This is a genomic window from Streptomyces sp. NPDC005931 (assembly GCF_042871235.1).
In the GTDB taxonomy this organism is placed as follows: domain Bacteria; phylum Actinomycetota; class Actinomycetes; order Streptomycetales; family Streptomycetaceae; genus Streptomyces.
In genome coordinates this window covers 296,777-313,413 of sequence record NZ_JBIAIG010000001.1, presented here as the reverse complement: position 1 = coordinate 313,413, position 16,637 = coordinate 296,777, and the positions used below count along the sequence as shown (strand labels likewise).

19 protein-coding genes are annotated in these 16,637 nt (G+C 73.1%); 4 read left to right on the top strand and 15 right to left on the bottom strand.

The window, feature by feature from the left end; translation table 11 throughout:
- The first annotated feature begins 35 nt into the window (after nt 1–35).
- Complete coding sequence (locus tag ACFYOV_RS01410) at nt 36–395, top strand: 5-carboxymethyl-2-hydroxymuconate Delta-isomerase (RefSeq protein WP_389081336.1); 360 nt, start codon at nt 36–38, stop codon at nt 393–395.
- A 62-nt stretch (nt 396–457) separates the two neighbouring features.
- Here ACFYOV_RS01410 and ACFYOV_RS01405 read toward each other — a convergent pair whose 3' ends face one another.
- The 3 genes from ACFYOV_RS01405 to ACFYOV_RS01395 all read right to left on the bottom strand — a co-directional run bounded on the left by ACFYOV_RS01405 (nt 458) and on the right by ACFYOV_RS01395 (nt 3,701).
- Nucleotides 458–1,153 (bottom strand): TetR/AcrR family transcriptional regulator, encoded by a 696-nt coding sequence (locus ACFYOV_RS01405; protein WP_389081334.1) that lies wholly within the window; start codon nt 1,151–1,153, stop codon nt 458–460.
- Between the two features lie 64 nt (nt 1,154–1,217).
- Nucleotides 1,218–3,140: a hypothetical protein gene (locus ACFYOV_RS01400; RefSeq protein ID WP_389081332.1), complete on the bottom strand. Its 1,923-nt coding sequence runs from the start codon at nt 3,138–3,140 to the stop codon at nt 1,218–1,220.
- Between the two features lie 48 nt (nt 3,141–3,188).
- Entirely contained in the window at nt 3,189–3,701 is a 513-nt protein-coding gene (locus ACFYOV_RS01395) for a tetratricopeptide repeat protein (protein WP_389081330.1), read from the bottom strand.
- Between the two features lie 132 nt (nt 3,702–3,833).
- Between ACFYOV_RS01395 and ACFYOV_RS01390 the strand changes: the two genes are divergently transcribed.
- Nucleotides 3,834–4,280: a hypothetical protein gene (locus ACFYOV_RS01390; RefSeq protein ID WP_389081328.1), complete on the top strand. Its 447-nt coding sequence runs from the start codon at nt 3,834–3,836 to the stop codon at nt 4,278–4,280.
- Nucleotides 4,281–4,360: 80 nt separating this feature from the next.
- On the opposite strand, the gene ACFYOV_RS01385 is transcribed toward ACFYOV_RS01390, so the two are convergent.
- The 7 genes from ACFYOV_RS01385 to ACFYOV_RS01355 form a co-directional block, all read right to left on the bottom strand.
- On the bottom strand, nt 4,361–5,908 hold the full coding sequence (locus ACFYOV_RS01385; RefSeq protein WP_389081326.1) for a DUF1996 domain-containing protein: 1,548 nt from the start codon (nt 5,906–5,908) through the stop codon (nt 4,361–4,363).
- Nucleotides 5,909–6,122: 214 nt separating this feature from the next.
- Complete coding sequence (locus ACFYOV_RS01380; RefSeq protein WP_389081323.1) at nt 6,123–6,776, bottom strand: LuxR C-terminal-related transcriptional regulator; 654 nt, start codon at nt 6,774–6,776, stop codon at nt 6,123–6,125.
- Nucleotides 6,761–8,047 (bottom strand): sensor histidine kinase, encoded by a 1,287-nt coding sequence (locus tag ACFYOV_RS01375; protein ID WP_389081321.1) that lies wholly within the window; start codon nt 8,045–8,047, stop codon nt 6,761–6,763. The genes ACFYOV_RS01380 and ACFYOV_RS01375 overlap by 16 nt, the downstream gene beginning before the upstream one ends.
- A gap of 53 nt (nt 8,048–8,100) precedes the next feature.
- Nucleotides 8,101–9,123 carry an SDR family oxidoreductase gene (locus ACFYOV_RS01370; RefSeq protein ID WP_389081318.1) on the bottom strand — a complete coding sequence of 341 codons (1,023 nt, stop codon included), beginning with the start codon at nt 9,121–9,123 and terminating at the stop codon, nt 8,101–8,103.
- A gap of 76 nt (nt 9,124–9,199) precedes the next feature.
- Nucleotides 9,200–9,766 (bottom strand): winged helix-turn-helix domain-containing protein, encoded by a 567-nt coding sequence (locus ACFYOV_RS01365; protein WP_389081316.1) that lies wholly within the window; start codon nt 9,764–9,766, stop codon nt 9,200–9,202.
- Nucleotides 9,767–10,175: 409 nt separating this feature from the next.
- A complete protein-coding gene (gene glnII, locus ACFYOV_RS01360) occupies nt 10,176–11,204 on the bottom strand; it encodes a glutamine synthetase (RefSeq protein WP_389081314.1) in 1,029 nt (342 codons plus the stop codon).
- 269 nt (nt 11,205–11,473) lie between these two features.
- Nucleotides 11,474–11,902, bottom strand: coding sequence for a MarR family winged helix-turn-helix transcriptional regulator (locus ACFYOV_RS01355; RefSeq protein WP_389081311.1), 429 nt, complete (start codon nt 11,900–11,902; stop codon nt 11,474–11,476).
- Nucleotides 11,903–12,063: 161 nt separating this feature from the next.
- Here ACFYOV_RS01355 and ACFYOV_RS01350 point away from each other — a divergent pair, with 161 nt between their 5' ends.
- On the top strand, nt 12,064–12,927 hold the full coding sequence (locus ACFYOV_RS01350) for an alpha/beta fold hydrolase (protein WP_389081309.1): 864 nt from the start codon (nt 12,064–12,066) through the stop codon (nt 12,925–12,927).
- A 4-nt stretch (nt 12,928–12,931) separates the two neighbouring features.
- Here the strand turns inward: ACFYOV_RS01350 and ACFYOV_RS01345 are convergent, their stop codons facing one another.
- From ACFYOV_RS01345 to ACFYOV_RS01335, 3 genes are all read right to left on the bottom strand, one after another.
- Nucleotides 12,932–13,636, bottom strand: a complete 705-nt coding sequence (locus tag ACFYOV_RS01345) for a hypothetical protein (protein WP_389081306.1) — start codon at nt 13,634–13,636, stop codon at nt 12,932–12,934.
- A 122-nt stretch (nt 13,637–13,758) separates the two neighbouring features.
- Nucleotides 13,759–14,580, bottom strand: coding sequence for a hypothetical protein (locus tag ACFYOV_RS01340; RefSeq protein WP_389081304.1), 822 nt, complete (start codon nt 14,578–14,580; stop codon nt 13,759–13,761).
- A gap of 66 nt (nt 14,581–14,646) precedes the next feature.
- Nucleotides 14,647–15,006 carry an arsenate reductase family protein gene (locus ACFYOV_RS01335; protein ID WP_389081301.1) on the bottom strand — a complete coding sequence of 120 codons (360 nt, stop codon included), beginning with the start codon at nt 15,004–15,006 and terminating at the stop codon, nt 14,647–14,649.
- A gap of 267 nt (nt 15,007–15,273) precedes the next feature.
- Here ACFYOV_RS01335 and ACFYOV_RS01330 point away from each other — a divergent pair, with 267 nt between their 5' ends.
- Nucleotides 15,274–15,588 carry a hypothetical protein gene (locus ACFYOV_RS01330; protein ID WP_389081299.1) on the top strand — a complete coding sequence of 105 codons (315 nt, stop codon included), beginning with the start codon at nt 15,274–15,276 and terminating at the stop codon, nt 15,586–15,588.
- Between the two features lie 55 nt (nt 15,589–15,643).
- On the opposite strand, the gene ACFYOV_RS01325 is transcribed toward ACFYOV_RS01330, so the two are convergent.
- Nucleotides 15,644–15,874, bottom strand: a complete 231-nt coding sequence (locus tag ACFYOV_RS01325) for a hypothetical protein (protein WP_389081296.1) — start codon at nt 15,872–15,874, stop codon at nt 15,644–15,646.
- A 42-nt stretch (nt 15,875–15,916) separates the two neighbouring features.
- Nucleotides 15,917–16,174, bottom strand: a complete 258-nt coding sequence (locus ACFYOV_RS01320) for a hypothetical protein (RefSeq protein WP_389081294.1) — start codon at nt 16,172–16,174, stop codon at nt 15,917–15,919.
- Nucleotides 16,175–16,637: the final 463 nt, after the last annotated feature.

Below are 16,637 nucleotides of genomic sequence, written 5' to 3'. Positions count from 1 at the left end.
GGTGTGAGCCCTTCTGACCTTGGACAGGAGGGCTCATGCCGCAGATCACCGTCGACTACTCCGACCGTCTGGCGGACGGATTCGACCGGCCGGCTCTCGCTCGGGACCTGCACACCGCCGTCGTCGACATCGCGGCCGCCAGGCCGCCGGCGTGCAAGACGCGGTTCCGCCGCACCGAGGACGTGGTCGTCGGCCCCGACACCGACGGCCACGCCCACGTCCACGTGCACATCGCCCTGCTGCCCGGCCGCACCGACGAGACCAGGGCCAAACTCACCGAGGCCGTGCTGGGGCTGCTGCGCCAGTACGTCGAGCCGACCGAGGGCCTGGTGCTGCACGCCTCCGCCGAGGTGCGCGAGCTAAACGCGTCCTACCGCACGTTCGAGGGCGAGTAGGACCCGCCGGTCCCGGGCCCCGCCAGGTGGAGGGGCAGGCCGCCCCGGCCACCGGTCACCGGTCAGGGTGACGCCAGCGTGATGAGCCGCGTCGCCAGGTCGGCGAACGGCCCGTCGCCCGGCTCGTCCGTGAGCAGGGCCCGCAGCAGCGCGGCCAGCTCCGGGTCGTGGGCGGCGGCGACGGCGGCGAGCGCGGCGAAGTCGTGCACCAGCTGGGTCTCCAGCTCGGCGCGCGGGATGCGCCGCCCGTCCAGCCAGATCAGCGCGGTCGACTCGGCCAGCGAGATCCAGGACCGCACGACCAGTTCCAGACGCGGGGGCGCCTCGCCCACCACACCGAGGTGCGACAGCATCTGGTCATAGGCGGCCTGTCGCACGGAGTCGATCAAAGCGTTGGTGGTCGAGGAGCCGACCGCCGGGCCGCCGCGCATCAGGGCGGAGAAACCGGGGCCGTGCTCGTCCACGAAGTCGAAGAACCGGCCCATCACCCGCCGCAGCCGCACCCCCAGCGGGCCCTCGTGCGGCTCCTCGAACCGGGAGGCCAGGTCGTCCGAGGCACGCTTCAACGCAGCCTCGTACAGGCTGAGTTTGCCGGGGAAGTAGTGGTAGACCAGCGGGCGCGAGATACCCGCCGCCGACGCTATCTCGTCGATGGAGACCTCGTCGGGAGAGCGGCGGCTGAACAGTTCGAGGGCCACGCCGATCAACTGCTGCCGTCGCTCCTCGACGCCCAATCTGCGGCGTACCCCGGTAGTCATGCGAACACCTTACCGATCGATTCCAGCCTCGAACGGTCCGGAGTGGCCAGGAGTGTTCACACGGTCATCCGAGTCCGCTGACCGCGCGCCCGTTCTCGAGGGTGCCCCTGAGGTCGGCCCGCGCGCCCTGCGCGGCCCGGACGGTCAGCAGGTGCCCCGCGGCGGAGCCCTCGACGCCGCCCGTGGCCCGCACGGAGGCGGTGCCGCGGCTGCCCGCCGCCAGCAGGTACCAGGCGCCGGTCGCCGCCTTCCACAGCACCCCGGCCAGGACGTGCGGCTCGCGCGGCCCGCAGGCCGGCCTGCCCTCGGCCCTGGCCGCCACCGCCCCGTGGGGCCCGCCCGGGGTGTGGAACTGAGCCAGCACCCGAGCGCCGCCGCCGCGCCAGGTCTCGGCCCGTGTGCACACCCACGCCGCCGATCCGCTCCCGTCGGGCAGCGGCTGCTCGGCGAACGGCCAGGCGTTCACGCTCCGCACACCCGCCGAGCGCATCGCGGTCAGCGAGCAGGCGAACGGCGCCCAGGTGCGCAGCGCCCCGGCCCGGGCGGTCTTGCCGACCGCCCCCGGCCGTCCCGCGGTCAGGTGTGCGGGCACCAGCTCTCCCAGGTCGGTGACCAGCCGCGTCCCGGCCTCGTCGGTCAGCTGGAGCGCGGTCCACGAGGTGCACGCGCCCCGCTGCAGCGCGGGACCGGCCAGCGGTGATGTCACCCCGCCGGTGAGTGTCAGGCCCGACGCGCCGGAGTCCGGCCTGCGCAGGTCCCGGGCGGCGGCCCCGCGCACCCAGGGCGCCGTCAGATAACGCACGTTGCCGTCCGCCCGGCCCAGCACCACCGCGCTCGCCACGGCCCGGTCGGCGCCGTCGACCCGGGCGAAGTCGAGGGCGGCGCCCTCGGTGCCGTCCTTGGGCTCGGCGTACCGGGCGATGCGCAGACCGTCGTGGAGGAGCACCACGCGAGCGTTGTCGACCGTCCCCGCGTACAGCAACTGGGGCGGTCCGGCGGGGCCGCCGGACGGGGTGCCGGGGGTCGCCGCCACCCGCACGCTGCCACCGGGGCGGGCCCACACGGCGAGGGCGCGGCGCAGCAGCGCCTCGTCGCCCTTGAGGTCACCGCGCGCCGGCCACACCGTGAAGTCGGTGCGCGGGGAGGTCTTCCAGGCGGTGGGGGAGACCCGGGTCAGTCGCCCCGGGTCCAGGGCCGCCTCGGCTGCCGGGTTGCGCGCGTACGGGGGCGCGGCGGCGCCGTCGGGCCCCCAGCCGTCGCCGGGCAGCCCGAGCAGCGCCCCGCACACGGCGAGCGCGGCGCCGGCGGCGAGTGCGGCCTTCAGGCGCCGGCGGCGGCGCATCAGGTCGGTGGGCCGGGCCTGGAGCGAGCAGGGGTCGAACTCGGGGGAGTGCAGCAGCCGGTGGTCCGCGGGAAGCCGGTCGGCCTCGCGCAGCGCGGCGTCCGCGTCGGCCACGCCCGCGGCGGTGAGGACCCCACGCACGTCCCCGTCCGGCAGCCGTTCCAGGCCGCGCAGCACGTACGCGGCACGGGCCGGCCCGGACAGGGCGGCGAGCCGCTCCTCGAGGGCGAGTTCGTCGGCCCCGCCGGACCGGGGGAACAGCGCCAGGCCCCACACCTGGGGCAGCAGCGGCGGCAGGTGCGTCCGCATCGCCCACGTCCGGCGCCGCAGCGGAAGGCTTCTCGCCAGTGCCGCCCGCACCACCCGGGCGCGGAGCAGGCCGTATCCCGGGTCGCCCTCGCGGCCGGCCGGCTGGGCGGGAATGGCCGGCACCGGGCCGGGGCTGCGGGGCAGTGCGCCCTGGGTGAGGGCGTGGGCGGTCAGCACCCGCCGGCCCCGCGCCCGGCCGGGCGGCAGCACCAGGTAGGCGAGCCGGACCAGCCGCGGATAGTGCTCCACGAGCGCCGCCTCGGCCTGTTCGACGTCGACGGCCGGGCCGGCGGGGGAGGAGGGCGCGGGGTGCGGGGCGACATCCGGTGACTGCACGTCCAGCGCAACGAGCGAACCGGTGGATGGTCACCTGGCCGCGCGGCGTCACGCCCTGCCGGGCTCCACCAGCAGGCGCGCGTAGCGGGCCATCGACCGCTGGTAGCGCGGCAGGTGGGGAACGAGCGCCTCGAGGACCAGTGACAGCCCCTCGCGGTCACGGCCCAGACTCGACAGGCACAGGGCGAGGCAGGCCCGCACCGCGTCGTCCAACTCGTCCGACGGCGCGTGCAGTTCGGGCGTCAGCAGGGCGACGCCCTCCTCGGCCCGGCCGATGTTGCGCAGCGAGCTGGCCAGTTGGATCCTCGCCCGCCTCGCCTTGTGGCGGCTTACCTCCGTCAGCCCGCCGTCCAGTGCCTCCCGGTACAGCCGGACCGCGTCGGCGGGGTGTCCCGTCGAGTCGAAGGCACAGGCCCGCTCGAAGGGGCCCAGCGGACTGCCCTCGGGCAGCTCGGCGACGAGCGCGTCGATCACGGCGCGGAACGCCGCCGCGTCCTCCTCGGCGTAGTCGTCGAGACGCGCCCAGGCGGCGGCCGCACGTTCTTCCCAGTCCCGGTCCATACGGCCACCCTCGCACGCGAGTGCCCGCGCCGCACCGGGAATTGAGCGTCGCGGACGTCGCGGCCGTATGAGAGGCGAGGGCCCCTCGCCGGGGGCTCCGTGCGGTATGTCGCCGAAGTACCGGAGGAACACATGAGGCTGACCCGACCGATGCTCGCGCTGACCGGCGCGGTGGCGGCCCTGGCGCTGGCGGGCTGCGGGTCCGGTGGCGACGAGAAGAGCGAGGTGCCCGAGACCGCGACCGGCAGCCTCGAGCATCTGGCCGCGGAGGTGAAGTGCAGGCCGAACATGCAGACGGACGCCGACGAGATCCGGCAGGCCCTCTGTGACATCAGCGACGGCAAGTTCGTCCTCGCCACCTTCGCCACCGACCGCGGCCAGCGCGAGTGGCTGAACGGGGCGAAGGACTACGGCGGCTACTACCTCGTCGGCCGCAAATGGGTCGCCGTCGGCCAGGAGAAGACGGTCGTGCGGTTGCGGTCCACGCTCGGCGGCACGCTGGAGGAGGGTTCCGAGCACATGAACCCCGGGGGCAGCCACAACCGGGGCGGCCACGGCGGTGGCGGCCACCACGGCTGACGGCGCCGTCGCGGCCGGGCGCACGAAGAAGCCGGCGGTGGGAGGTTCCCACCGCCGGCTTCTCGCTCACCGGTCCCGGACTACTGGCAGTCCTGGCCGTTGTTGATGCAGTCGACCATCTCGTTCATCAGGTCCTCGTCGAAGAAGTTGATGAAGTCGTTGTGGTCGGTGATCGGCTTGTGCAGCTGCTCCGGGAAGGAGTCCACCGCGAACGGGTTCACCAGCTGCCCGTTGTCGATCTGCGGGGCCGGGATGTCGTACACCAGGCGCACCTGGAGCTGGGGGATGGCCTGGAAGCCGTTCGAGCAGCTGCCGTCCGCCTCGACGAAGTCGACGTGCGTGCGGTGGTTGGCGCTGTCGATGTTCTGGCCGTCCCAGCAGCTCTGGAAGTTGGACGTCCGGACCACGCTGCTGCCCTCGGGGCAGATCGGGTACTTGTCGGTCACCTGACGGTCCTCGAAGCCGGTGCAGCTCCAGGAGGTGTTGGCGTTGTTCAGGCCGTTGGTGAAGGACTTGGCGTCACCGGTGATGATGCGCAGACCCGTCGGCATCGCGACGACGTCGCTCGTCCGGTTGCCGACGAACTTCAGGTCGGCCTGGCTCGGCTCGACGATCTTGCCGACGTTGCCGTCCTGACCGCCGCCGGGCTGGTCCTGGTCGACGTCCTGCGAACCGTCCTGGATCCGCAGCACCGGCCAGAAGTACGTCGACTTGTCGCCCTGGTTCTGGCAGGTCGTGTCGCCGTTGGCCAGGTCCTCGTCGCTCGCGAAGGCGTTGTTGGCCTGGTTGCCGACGTAGTCGTGCTGGTGCTGGGCACCGTTGCTGACACCGGGAGCGACGATCACGTTGTCCGAGTTGCGGTTCTCGTTCTCGTTGGTGCCGCACTCGGTGGTGAAGGTGCCCGTCGAACCGCCGTCGCCGTTCGCGGCCAGCCCGTTCGGCAGGTTGCGGGAGTTCGGCTCGACGTCCTCGATGTTGATGAAGTCGTCCGCCACGGGGCCGTTGCCGGCCTGTCCGCCGTTGCCGCCGTCACCCTGGTCCTGGCCGCCGTCACCCTGGTCCTGGCCACCGTCGCCCTGGTCCTGGCCAGCGTCCTGGTCCTGGCCGCCGTCCTGGTCCTGGCCGCCGTCCTGGGCGCCGTCGTTGGGCTGCGGCTGCTCCGCGGGTACGCCCTTGCAGCCGGCGAGCTGGTCCAGCTCGTCCTGGTCCTGGCCACCCGCACGGTTGATCTCCAGCTGGATGCGGTCGATGATCGCCGTCCGCCGGTCCTTGAGCGGACCCAGAATGGAGTTCTGGACGAAATTCGCGTCCCCGGCCTGAGCCTGCCGTGTGGTGACGAGGCGCTGATAGGCGTCGGTGATCTGCTGGTCCAGCGAGGCGAGTTCGGCGTCCACCTCGCCACGCGCCCGGTCGGGCACGTCGGTGAGCTGCTGGCCGACGTCCGGACAGTCGATCGTGGCGATCTGCGCCGAGCTCGCCTTCGTCCAGTTGTCCGGTGAGTTGTCCTCGTGCGCCGAAGCGTAGAAGTTCGCCCAGATCAGCCCGCCCCCACCGAGCGCTAGGGCCGCCGATGCGGCTATGGCCTTGGTGGCCAGCGGCGTACGGCGTTTTCTTGTGTTGCGTCCCATGGAACTCCTCTGACTTCCTTGCGGGGCATCCCTTGCGGGGCATCGAGGCGCCCGACAGGAGTGAAGCGGCTCCCTTGAGTACGGGAGCCGCCCCACGGGTGTTCACCCGTCACGGAAATCGTCGAGAGGTTCGTCGGATCACAGTTGTTCCAACACCGTTGCAAACACCGGGAGTTGTCGACCGTCCACGGGCTGTGAGAGTCCGGGACCGGTTTCACCGGCCGTGGTCGAGATGCGCGAGAACCGCCAGCACGCGACGGTTGTCGTCGTCCGAGACCTCCAGTCCCAGTTTGGCGAAGATGTTCGCGGTGTGCTTGGCGACGGCCCGTTCCGTCACCACCAGCTTCCCCGCGATCGCCGTGTTGGACCGCCCCTGGGCCATCAGCTCCAGCACCTCCCGCTCGCGGGGCGTCAGCCGCGCCAACGGGTGGTCGTCGCGCGACTGGCGCGCCAGCAGCTGCTGGATGACCTGCGGGTCCATCGCCGTACCGCCCGCCGCCACCCGCCGTACCGCGTCCACGAACTGCTCCGCGTCGAAGACCCGGTCCTTGAGCAGGTACCCCACCCCGCCGCTGCCGTCGGCCAGCAACTCCCGCGCGTAGAGCTGCTCCACGTGCTGCGAGAGCACCAGGACCGGCAGTCCGGGCCGCTCCCGGCGGGCCCGGAGCGCGCACTGGAGCCCCTCGTCGGTGTGGGTCGGCGGCAGCCGGACGTCGATCACGGCGACGTCCGGCTGCAGCTCGGCCAGCGCCCGGGCCAGCTCGGGCCCGGACTCCACGGCCGCCGCCATCTCGAAGCCGTGCGCCTCGAGGAGCCGGACGAGTCCGTCGCGCAGCAGGAACAGGTCTTCGGCTAGGACGACGCGCAAGGAATCTCCATGGTGACCATGGTGGGGCCGCCCGCGGGAGAGCTGACGGCCAGGACGCCGTCGAATGTACCCAGTCGCCGCTCCACCCCGGTCAGCCCCGAGCCGGCGCCGATCACCGCGCCGCCCCTGCCGTTGTCGGTGACGGACATCCGCAGATGGCCGTCGGCGTGGTGCAGGTCGACCCAGACGCGGTCCGCGCCGGAGTGCTTCACCGCGTTGGTGAGCACCTCGCTCACCGCGAAGTACGCGGCCGACTCCACCGGTGCCTCGGCCCGCCCGGGCAGCTCCACGGTGACCTCGGTGTCCACCGGCAGCCGCAGTGCCAGTGCCCGCACCGCGTCGCCCAGGCCCCGCTCGGCCAGCACCGGCGGGTGGATGCCGCGCACCAGTTCGCGCAACTCGGTCAGGGCCTCCACGGAGGACCTGCGGGTCTGCGCGATCAGCTCCCTGGCCTTCTCCGGGTCCTTGTCGAGCAGCGCCTCGATCGTGCCGAGGTCCATGCCCACGGCGACGAGCCGTGCCTGCGCCCCGTCGTGCAGGTCCCGTTCGATGCGTCGCAGCTCGGCGGCCGAGGCGTCCACCGCGTCCCGCCGTGTCTCCGTCAACACCCGCACACGCTCGGCGAGTTCACGCTGATTGGAGGCCAGCACGGCCCGGGTGAGGCGGAAGTGCGCGTGGAAGGCGGGCACGGTGTACCGGTGCGCGACGATCAGCAGGACGGCGCCGAGGCCGCCGGCGGCCAACGCGGACGTCTGGTCGTCGACCGGCACGAAGCCGTACCAGTACGGGCCGTACTCGCCGTACGGCCCGCCGGTCATGGTGCGCCACAGCCCGGCCGCGAGCGCGAAGCCCTCCAGCGGGTAGAGCACCAGCACGGCCGGAAGCAGCGCGGTCACGAATCCCGCCGTCATGTCCACCGGCAGCCACCGCAGATCGCGCCAGGTGGCCGGGTCGCCCAGCAGCGCGAAGGTGCGGGTCCACGGAGGGGCGTCCTCGGGGACCGGCCGGTAGGCGGGCGGTATGCGCACCCCGCCCCACTCGGCCGCCAGCACCCGCCGCCGGTTCGCGAACGTCCGCACACCCGTCAGCACGTACGGGGTCGTGACGAGGCCGATGCCGACCGGGATCAGCGCGAGGGACACGGCGGTGAGGGTGAAGCACAGCACGGCCAGGGGCAGTGAGACGACCGCCAGCACGAGCCCCCGCCAGGCGGCGCGCACCATCCCCCGTGCCCTCGACGCGTCGCCGTCGCTCTTCGTGGTGGTGTTCATGGGCGTCAGTCTGGTCGAGCGGGGCAGGGGCCGTCACGGGGCAGGGGCCCCGCTCATGAGGTGGTGCTGTGTACACCTCCCGTCGCCAGCACCTCGGCCTCCACCTCGGGATCCAGTCCCACGCCGGGACGGTCCGGCCGCCGCGGTGCCGTCCCGCCGATGTCCCGCAGCCATGCCCACGTGTCGGTCACGGTCTCGGTGACCGGCCGGCAGCGCAGTCCCGCCGCGACCGCGCGGGACACGTCCGCCGAGTGCAGCGCGTCGTGCATGTCGCTGCCCGGCGGCACCCACACCGGCAGGTGCGTCCACGGCTCGATGCCCGCGTCGAGGATCACCTCCGGCGCGGTCCACCGCAGTTCGGCCGCGCCCCCGGTCGCCTCGGCGCACGCCTGGAGCAGCCCGCCCATGGTGGTGTGTCCCTGCGGGGACATCAGGTTGTACGGCCCGCTCAGCCCCCGCTCAACCGCCCCGAGCACCCAGTCGGCGAGGTCGCGGACGTCGACGTACTGCAGGGGCAGGTCGCGCGGCCCGGGCGCGAGGACCGGTCCGCCGCGGGCCGTCCGGGCCAGCCACCAGGGCAGCCGCCCGACGTTCTCGTACGGGCCGAGGATCAGCCCGGCACGCACCAGCAGCGACCGGTGCGCGCCGAAGGCGTCCAGGACGGCGAGCTCGCCGCCCCGCTTGTCCCGCGCGTAGTCGGTGCGGGCGGCGTCCGGGCAGGCGCCCTCGACCAGGGAAGCCCGCTCGGTGTACCCGGCGGGCGGGGCCCAGGCGTACACCGAGCAGCTCGACACGTACACGTACCGTCCGGCGCGGCCCCGCAGCAGCCGGGCCGTGTCCCGCACCGCGCGCGGGGCGGCCGACCACGTGTCGACGACGACGTCCCACTCGCCGGTGTCCTCGTCGAGCGCGGCCAGACCGTCGAGCGCGGTGCGGTCGCCGTGCAACGTCCTGACTCCGGCCGGGAGTTCGTGACGTCCCCGGTGGAACAGGGTCACGTCCCAGCCCCGGCCGAGGGCCGCCTCCACGACGGCCCGCCCCACGAACTCCGTGCCACCCAGCATCAGAAGTTTCATGGGGCCGACTCTGCCCGGTGCGGCGGCGCGGGGGAACGGGAATCTGCTGCCGGCAGATCCGCGCCGCCGGCCGCGGTCAGCGTCCCGCCGGCGGCACGTACGTGTAGCCGACGCGGCGCACCGTGCGGATCGTGTCCCGGTGCCCGGTACCCAGCTTGCGGCGCAGCCGGGCGATGTGGACGTCGACGGTGCGGCCGTCGCCGACATGGTCGTAGCCCCACACCGTGGCGACCAGGTGGTCGCGGGTGTGCACCCGGCCCGGGTGTGCCACGAGGTGGGCGAGCAGCTCGAACTCCAGGTACGTCAGGTCGAGTTGCCGTCCGTCCACGTGGGCGGTGCGCTGGAGGCCGTCGACGCGGATCAGCGGGTCGTGGGCGGGGACCGCCGGGTCGCCGGTCGTGGCGGCCGACCGGACCGGCGGCTGCCGGTCGGCCGGGACGAGCACCAGGTAGCCGACCATCGGCGGCTGCCCCGGCAGGGTGGGCAGGGCGTGCTGGGGCGCGGGCAGCCAGGTGGCGTCCGGCGGCAGGAGGCCGGCGACGCCCACCACCTCGTCCGGGCCGACGGCCCTGAGCCGGTGCCGTGCGCCGTTCTCGGACGGGGCGGAGGGGGGAGCGGGGGACAGGGAACGTGTGGTCGCCATGAGAGGTCAGCTCTTTCGCGCGAGAGGTTCGACGAGGGACGTACGTCGGTGCGCGCGGGCCGGGAGCCGGGTACGGCGTCGAGGGCCGGGATGTACGGCTTCAGCGGGCCGGCGCGGTCGTCGCGCGGCAACACACCCGGTCGAAGTCGTCGTGCTGACGGGAAGGCCAGAAGGGCTCGAGGTCGTGACGACCCGTCGCGAGGCACTTCCGGAAGCCGGCCATGGCCCCATTGAACCAGACGCCGGGCGCGGACAGCAGCCCCGCTCACCGCCCGGACGCCCGCGGCGGTGGGAAGCCGACGCCCTCGGCGCGTTGTGTCCTGCGGGCGCCTGCGCGCGCCCCGCAGGACAACGCGAGGGGGGCGCCCACCGTGACGGCGGGCGCCCCCCTCGTGCGGAGCGAACGGGATCAGACCTGGCCGGCCTTCTCCAGGGCGGTGCAGCAGGTGTCGACCAGCAGACGGGTCACCACGTAGGGGTCGACGTTGGCGTTGGGGCGGCGGTCCTCGATGTAGCCCTTGCCGTCCTTCTCGACCTGCCACGGGATGCGCACCGAGGCGCCGCGGTCGGAGACGCCGTAGGAGAACTTGTCCCACGGGGCGGTCTCGTGCAGACCGGTGAGGCGGTCGTCGATGCCGGCGCCGTAGTTCTTGACGTGGTCGAGCGGCTTGGAGCCCTCGCCCAGCGACTCGCACGCGGTGATGATCGCGTCGTAGTTCTCGCGCATCGCCTTGGTGGAGAAGTTGGTGTGCGCGCCGGCGCCGTTCCAGTCGCCCTTGACCGGCTTCGGGTCGAGGGTGGCGGCGATGCCGAAGTCCTCGGCGGTGCGGTAGAGCAGCCAGCGGGCCACCCACAGCTGGTCGGCGACCTCCAGCGGGGCCAGCGGGCCGACCTGGAACTCCCACTGGCCGGGCATGACCTCGGCGTTGATGCCGGAGATGCCCAGGCCCGCCTTCAGGCAGTTGTCCAGGTGCGCCTCGACCACGTCACGGCCGAAGATCTCGTCGGAGCCGACGCCGCAGTAGTAGCCGCCCTGCGGAGCCGGGAAGCCGCCCTTGGGGAAGCCGAGCGGGTAGCCGTCCTGGAAGAACGTGTACTCCTGCTCGATACCGAAGATCGGCTCCTGCGCGGCGAACCTCTCGGCGACCTCGGCCAGCGCGGCACGGGTGTTGGTCTCGTGCGGCGTCATGTCCGTGTTGAGGACCTCGCACAGCACCAGCACGTCGTCACCGCCGCGGATCGGGTCGGGGCAGACGAAGACCGGCTTGAGCACACAGTCCGAGGCGTGGCCCTTGGCCTGGTTGGTGGAGGACCCGTCGAAGCCCCAGATCGGCAGCTCGGCACCCTTGGCGTCGTCGGTGAGGATCTTCGTCTTGGAACGCAGCTTGGCCGTCGGCTCCGTGCCGTCGATCCAGATGTACTCAGCCTTGAAGCTCACGGTCCACATCCTTCGGGGGTGGGTCTGGGCGCATGTGCGGGTGCGGCGGCGCTGCGGCACTGGGGCACCGCTCGATGCCCCGCAGCCTGTCAACAGGCGATTTCCCGTCCATTGCCCGTATGTGAACCCCGTGTTACCTGGTCATGCTGTGGCTCATTTCACCGTGTGAGCACGCGCGCGACCCGGTCGTTCGTATGCGATGGGCGGCTGCGGCGGATGGCTGTGGTCAGGGGTGGCCGCGGTGGACCCTCCCGACGGGCGGCCGCCCGCTACTCGCCCGCGGCAGCCGCCTCCCGCATCCCCGCGAGGAATCCCCGCACCGCGGCGAGCTCCCGCTCGTCGTACTCCCGCAGCAGCGCGACCGCCCGGTCGATGAGCGGGCCGAAGGAGGCACGTCCCAGTTCCACGGCGCGCTCGGTCACCTCGACCACCACCCTGCGCCGGTCCAGCTCGCTCCTGATCCGGCGCGCCAGGCCCAGCCGCTCCAGCCGGTCGACGAGGGCCGTGGTCCCCGCCGAATTCAGCCCGAGTGCGGCGCCGAGGCTCCCGGCGGTCGTCTCCTCGCCGGCCCGGAGGGCGTCCATGAGGGCGATCAGGGCCCGCACGTCCGTGGGGTGCATGCCGTTGCGCTGTGCGAATCGGGCGCTGTGCAGGCCGAGTTCGACCGTCACCGCCCGCAGCAGATGGACGATCTCCATCTCGGCGCCTCCGGACTCCGGTTCCGGTTCCTGTGGCCGCGTCCGTCCCCGGTCCCGCACGATCGCCTCCCGCTCACGACTCCGGCATTTATCTCGTTCGGCGAGTATATTGTTGAGCGAGGCGATCGGGGGCGGCGCGCGAGGTGGAGGGCTGGGGGCTCATGGGCGGTCGCGGTTCGTACGACATGGACGGATTCCTGGCGGCGTACGACGGGGTCCTGGCGAAGTGGCCGGTCGGGCGCGGCTCACTCACCGTCGCCACACCGTTCGGCGCGACGCACGTCAACGTCTGCGGCCCGGCCGACGGGCTCCCGCTGGTGCTGCTTCCCGGCGGCGGGGGAGCCACCTCGGCGTCCTGGTTCGCGCAGGCCGCGGACCTCGCCGCGACCCACCGGGTGTACGCCGCCGACCTGATCGGGGCGCCGGGCCGCAGCACGCCGGCCGCCGACCGCCGTGCCCGCACGGTCGCCGACCTGATGACCTGGCTGGACGCGCTGCTGGACGGACTCGGCCTCGCGCACACCGCCCTCGGCGGCCACTCCCACGGCGGGTGGATCGCGCTGCACCACGCCCTGCACGCGCCCGGCCGGGTGCGCCGCCTGGTCCTCCTGGACCCGACCCAGTGCTTCGCCGGGTACCGGGCGGCCTACCTGCTGCGTGCACTGCCGATGCTGCTGCGGCCCGCCCCGCGGCGGACCCGGGCGTTCCTCGAGTGGGAGACCGGGGGAGCGGACCTCGACCCCGACTGGCTCCGGCTCCAGGAAGCGGCCACGGGCTTCCCCTCGACCAGGCCGGTGACCGGGCCCCGCCCGGCGCCCGAGGCGCTGCGCGGCCTGGAGACGCCGGTCCTGCTGCTCCTGGCCGGGGAGAGCAGGACGCACGACACGCACGAGGTGGCGGCCCGGGCCGGGACGTGGCTGCGGCACGTGGAGACGCACATCCTTCCGGACGTCTCCCATCACGCGCTGCCGCACGTCCCGCCCCCCGAAGTGGGCCGCCACCTCAGGGAATTCCTGAATCCCTAGGGCGTCACCCCACCTTCTCGATGACCGCGCGGCGGATCAGGAACTTGCCGGGCTCGCGCACCTGCTCGAAGGCCGCGTTGTTGAGCAGGACGCAGCTGCCGGAGACCGAGGTGACCTCCACCGTCGTGGACTTGTTGTTGTCCAGGTTGGTGACCTTCAGCTTGGTGCCGGCCGGGAACTGGTTGCTGGACGCGGCGGGAGCGCCGCCCTCGCCGGAGACGGTGACCGTGGAACCGTTGCAGACCTGCTCACCGGCACCGGCCTGGGCGTCCCCGCCGGCCTGCTCACCGGCACCGGCCTGGGCGTCCTCGCCCGCCTGCTCGCCACCGGCCTGTTCACCCTGGGCCGGCGCCGAGGGGGCCGGCTGCTCCGGCTGCGCGGGCTGGGAGTCCTGAGCCGACTCCCCCACCTCGCAGCCGGACGCCTCCTGCTTGCGCTGGATCTCGGCGATGACCGCCTCGCGGTTGGCGATCCGCGCCTCGGACTGTGCGTCGGGCTCGGCCCGTTGGCCCTCGATGAACTTCTGGTTGTTGGCGAGCGCGGTGGCGAGCCCCTGGCAGACGGTCGAGTCCGCCGCCGCCTTGGTGGTGGGCGTCGGGGCGGCGTTCGACGTGTTCGCCATGACGAAGGCACCGCCTCCGGCCACCGTCGCGGCGCTGACCAGCAGCGCGAGCTTCTTCTTGGGGCCGAGAGTTCTCCTGCGCGACATGCGCGCCTCCTGAAGAGGTAGGGGAGCGTACGCCGTTATGTACGAGATACCGAACGGAGTTACTCAGCGGTCGGCTCAAGTCGCCGAAGTAACCTGCGTCACAGGAGGGGCGGGCCGTCGGATCAGGAGCCCTCCTCGTACGCCACCACGTTGTCGTTCACGTACCCCAGCAGCCCCTCCGTCTGGCCGGTGAGCTCGGCCTCCCCCGTCTCGGCGCCGTCGCCCCACTGCCCGTTGGCGAACACCACGGACCGCACGGTCATCACCCGCCGGAACACACCGGCCGAGCCGGGCGGCACCGTCGGCAGTCCGGCTCCCGGCGGGGGATCGAGCGAGACGGTCTGGTACGTCACCGGATCCATGGAGGCCATGGTGAAGACCGTGGACGCGTCCTCGACCCGCCGGAAACTCGCCACGGTGACCGTCACCTGCGAGCGCCGCGCGGCGTCGGTGAACAGCGCCGAGGTCAGCCGCACACAACCCTCGCCCTGGCCGGTCAGCGTGGCCAGGTCCGGCGACATGCCCCGGGCGCAGCTCGTGGTGGTCGCCAGGTCGACCCGCTCGTACCGCGATCCGTCCCGCAGCCGCACGGTCCGCTCCGGGAACGCCTGCTCCGGCCGGACCACGGGCCGCGCGAGCAGCGACGGCAGGGCCGCGGGGGCGCCGGCGGGCAGGGAGGCGGTGACGGAGGGCACGGACCCCTCGGCGGAGGCGGAGGCGGGGGCAGACGCGGACGCCTCGGCCGGGTCCTCGCCGCCGTCGCCGTTCACGTACAGCACCGCGCCCATCGCCACGGCCGCGACCAGCGCCGCCGCCACCGCGCCGCCCACCGCGGGCCGACCCCGCCGCGGCCCGCCGGGACCGCGTCGCCACTCCTGCGTCCGCGCCCGGGTGTCCTGGGGGCCGTGGGGTCCGTAGGGATTTCCTTGATCACCGAAGCTCATGGCGGCGGAGGGTAACAGCGCGGACCGCCGAAATCCCGCCGCCGGACAAACGGCCCCTACCGGTCCTCAGCGGGACAAGGCGTCCCGGACTGCCTCGTCGGTGCGCGCCACCACCGCCGTGCCGTCGTCCGCGGTGATGATGGGGCGCTGGATCAGCCTGGGATGCTCGGCCAGCGCCGCGATCCACCGGTCGCGCGCACCGGCGTCCCGCGGCCACTCCCGGAGCCCCAGCTCCTTCGCCGCGGCCTCCTGGGTGCGGGTGATGTCCCACGGCTCCAGCCCGAGCCGCTTCAGCACCTCCCGGATCTCGTCCTCCCCGGGGACATCCTCGAGGTACCGGCGGACGGTGTAGTCGGCGCCCTCGGCGTCGAGCAGGCTGAGGGCGCTGCGGCACTTCGAACAGGCCGGATTGATCCAGATCTCCATGCGTCCACGCTACGCCCGGGCCGCCGGGGCACCCAACCCCCGTCCTTCGCCGCAAGGGTGCTCTGTTCGAATTCCTGGCGCCTCATGCGCATCTCGTGAACCGCACGCGACGCGCGCTCAATTTCGTGGCTGAGCTGGGGCTTTATGGCCCTTCCGTGACCCACGGAATGTCAGTGCCGGGCAGTAGAATGGGAGCAGTGTTCGAGGGAGTCGCCGGGGTCGTCGTGGACCTCGGCGGGGTGCCCTGACCGCGACAGGAGGATGCCTGTGCCCGCTGCCGCACTCAAGCCGAAGCCCCTGCCCACCCAGTCCACCGCGAAGCGTCCCGTCCTGCTCGAACTGCCCTGCGCGCCCGTGGAGAAGCGTCCGCTGCCCCCGGGCCGGCCGCGCGAGTGGTACATCACCCACAACCGCCGGCTGAAAGCGATGCGGCTGGCCATCGCCCTGCTCGACTCCGGCGTCCACCACCCCGGCCAGGCGCGCAACGAGACCATCCGGAGCACGGCGGAGCTGATCGGTGTGCACCCGCCGTCGGACACCACGTGCCACATGGTGCGCGCCTTCATGCGCTACCACCGCTGAGCCGCCCGCCGGGCGCCCTCCACCTCGGGGCGCCCGGCGATCCCGCTCCTTGCGATCATCCGCTCGGTCCCGCCTCCCGCTTGCGACGCGTGAGGACGTGGTCGCTGAAGAGGTGCCGGGCCCGATCGAGCAGGTCCCCCACCTCGGGATCACCGCGCACGGTGTCCGCCGACGCGTGCCGGCCCTGCACGGACTGCCCGGCCCACCGCCGCAGCTTCACGTCCGGGTCGTCCAGCAGTCCGACCGCGGCCCGCAGCCGGTGCACCCCGCCGCGTGCCTCCAGCAACCGGAACGCGCCGAGCGGCGGGCGGCGGCCGTCGGCCCGATGTCAGTAGGGGCGGAAGTTGAGGTAGCCGAGGAGCACGATCACGGCCGCGACGCAGCCCAGCACCACCGCCGTCGACACCCAGGACGACCTTCCGGACGACGCCGTGTGCTCGGGGTCCGGGCGGAAGGGGACCGGTCCGGGCGGGTTGGCCTTCCAGCGCGCGGCGAGCATGCGGGCCCGCGCCGAGGGCTCCTTGTGCTCGGCACCGTCCGCCCACTTGAGGTCGAACTCGTGCTCCTCGTCGTCCCGTTCGGACATCCCCGTGACCTCTCGTGACCTTTCTCGAACAACAGTGTCACGGCCAATGATCCCCCTCCGCGCCCACCGGGGGAAGCATTCCGGACACACGACGCCGGCCCGCCCCGGATATCGCCGTGCGCGTCGGTGGGGGCACCAGGCCCGCTCCGTCCAGCGCCAGGATGCTCCAGGCACCGGTGCCGCAGGGGCGGAGACGGGGTGGGGCCACGCATACCGATTCCGGTCCCGGGCTGGGTGCCGGGGACCTTCCTACCCACCCCCCGTGGCCGCGAGTCCCTGATGATCTCCGTCCGGCCCAGCCCCGCGCACAGGAGCCGGAGTCACTGACAAGACGTTGCGGCGTGGCCTTCGTCGCTTGTCGCCCCCGCCTGTGCGAAGGATCCTGCCCATCTGCCCCAGCCGGGCGCGGCACGATCCGGCGGGCCCGCCCCGTCGAGCGGCAGGCCGGGCCGGAAAAAGGCCG

Excerpts from the sequence above, each read along its gene's own strand:
- ACFYOV_RS01335 (WP_389081301.1), bottom strand. The coding sequence starts at position 15,006 with ATGGAGATCTGGATCAATCCGGCCTGTTCGAAGTGCCGCAGCGCCCTC.
- ACFYOV_RS01355 (WP_389081311.1), bottom strand. The coding sequence starts at position 11,902 with ATGGAGATCGTCCATCTGCTGCGGGCGGTGACGGTCGAACTCGGCCTG.
- ACFYOV_RS01395 (WP_389081330.1), bottom strand. The coding sequence starts at position 3,701 with ATGGACCGGGACTGGGAAGAACGTGCGGCCGCCGCCTGGGCGCGTCTC.
- ACFYOV_RS01345 (WP_389081306.1), bottom strand. The coding sequence starts at position 13,636 with ATGTCGCGCAGGAGAACTCTCGGCCCCAAGAAGAAGCTCGCGCTGCTG.
- ACFYOV_RS01320 (WP_389081294.1), bottom strand. The coding sequence starts at position 16,174 with ATGTCCGAACGGGACGACGAGGAGCACGAGTTCGACCTCAAGTGGGCG.
- ACFYOV_RS01390 (WP_389081328.1), top strand. The coding sequence starts at position 3,834 with ATGAGGCTGACCCGACCGATGCTCGCGCTGACCGGCGCGGTGGCGGCC.
- ACFYOV_RS01350 (WP_389081309.1), top strand. The coding sequence starts at position 12,064 with ATGGGCGGTCGCGGTTCGTACGACATGGACGGATTCCTGGCGGCGTAC.
- ACFYOV_RS01370 (WP_389081318.1), bottom strand. The coding sequence starts at position 9,123 with ATGAAACTTCTGATGCTGGGTGGCACGGAGTTCGTGGGGCGGGCCGTC.
- ACFYOV_RS01385 (WP_389081326.1), bottom strand. The coding sequence starts at position 5,908 with ATGGGACGCAACACAAGAAAACGCCGTACGCCGCTGGCCACCAAGGCC.
- ACFYOV_RS01410 (WP_389081336.1), top strand. The coding sequence starts at position 36 with ATGCCGCAGATCACCGTCGACTACTCCGACCGTCTGGCGGACGGATTC.
- ACFYOV_RS01375 (WP_389081321.1), bottom strand. The coding sequence starts at position 8,047 with ATGAACACCACCACGAAGAGCGACGGCGACGCGTCGAGGGCACGGGGG.
- ACFYOV_RS01365 (WP_389081316.1), bottom strand. The coding sequence starts at position 9,766 with ATGGCGACCACACGTTCCCTGTCCCCCGCTCCCCCCTCCGCCCCGTCC.
- ACFYOV_RS01340 (WP_389081304.1), bottom strand. The coding sequence starts at position 14,580 with ATGAGCTTCGGTGATCAAGGAAATCCCTACGGACCCCACGGCCCCCAG.
- ACFYOV_RS01405 (WP_389081334.1), bottom strand. The coding sequence starts at position 1,153 with ATGACTACCGGGGTACGCCGCAGATTGGGCGTCGAGGAGCGACGGCAG.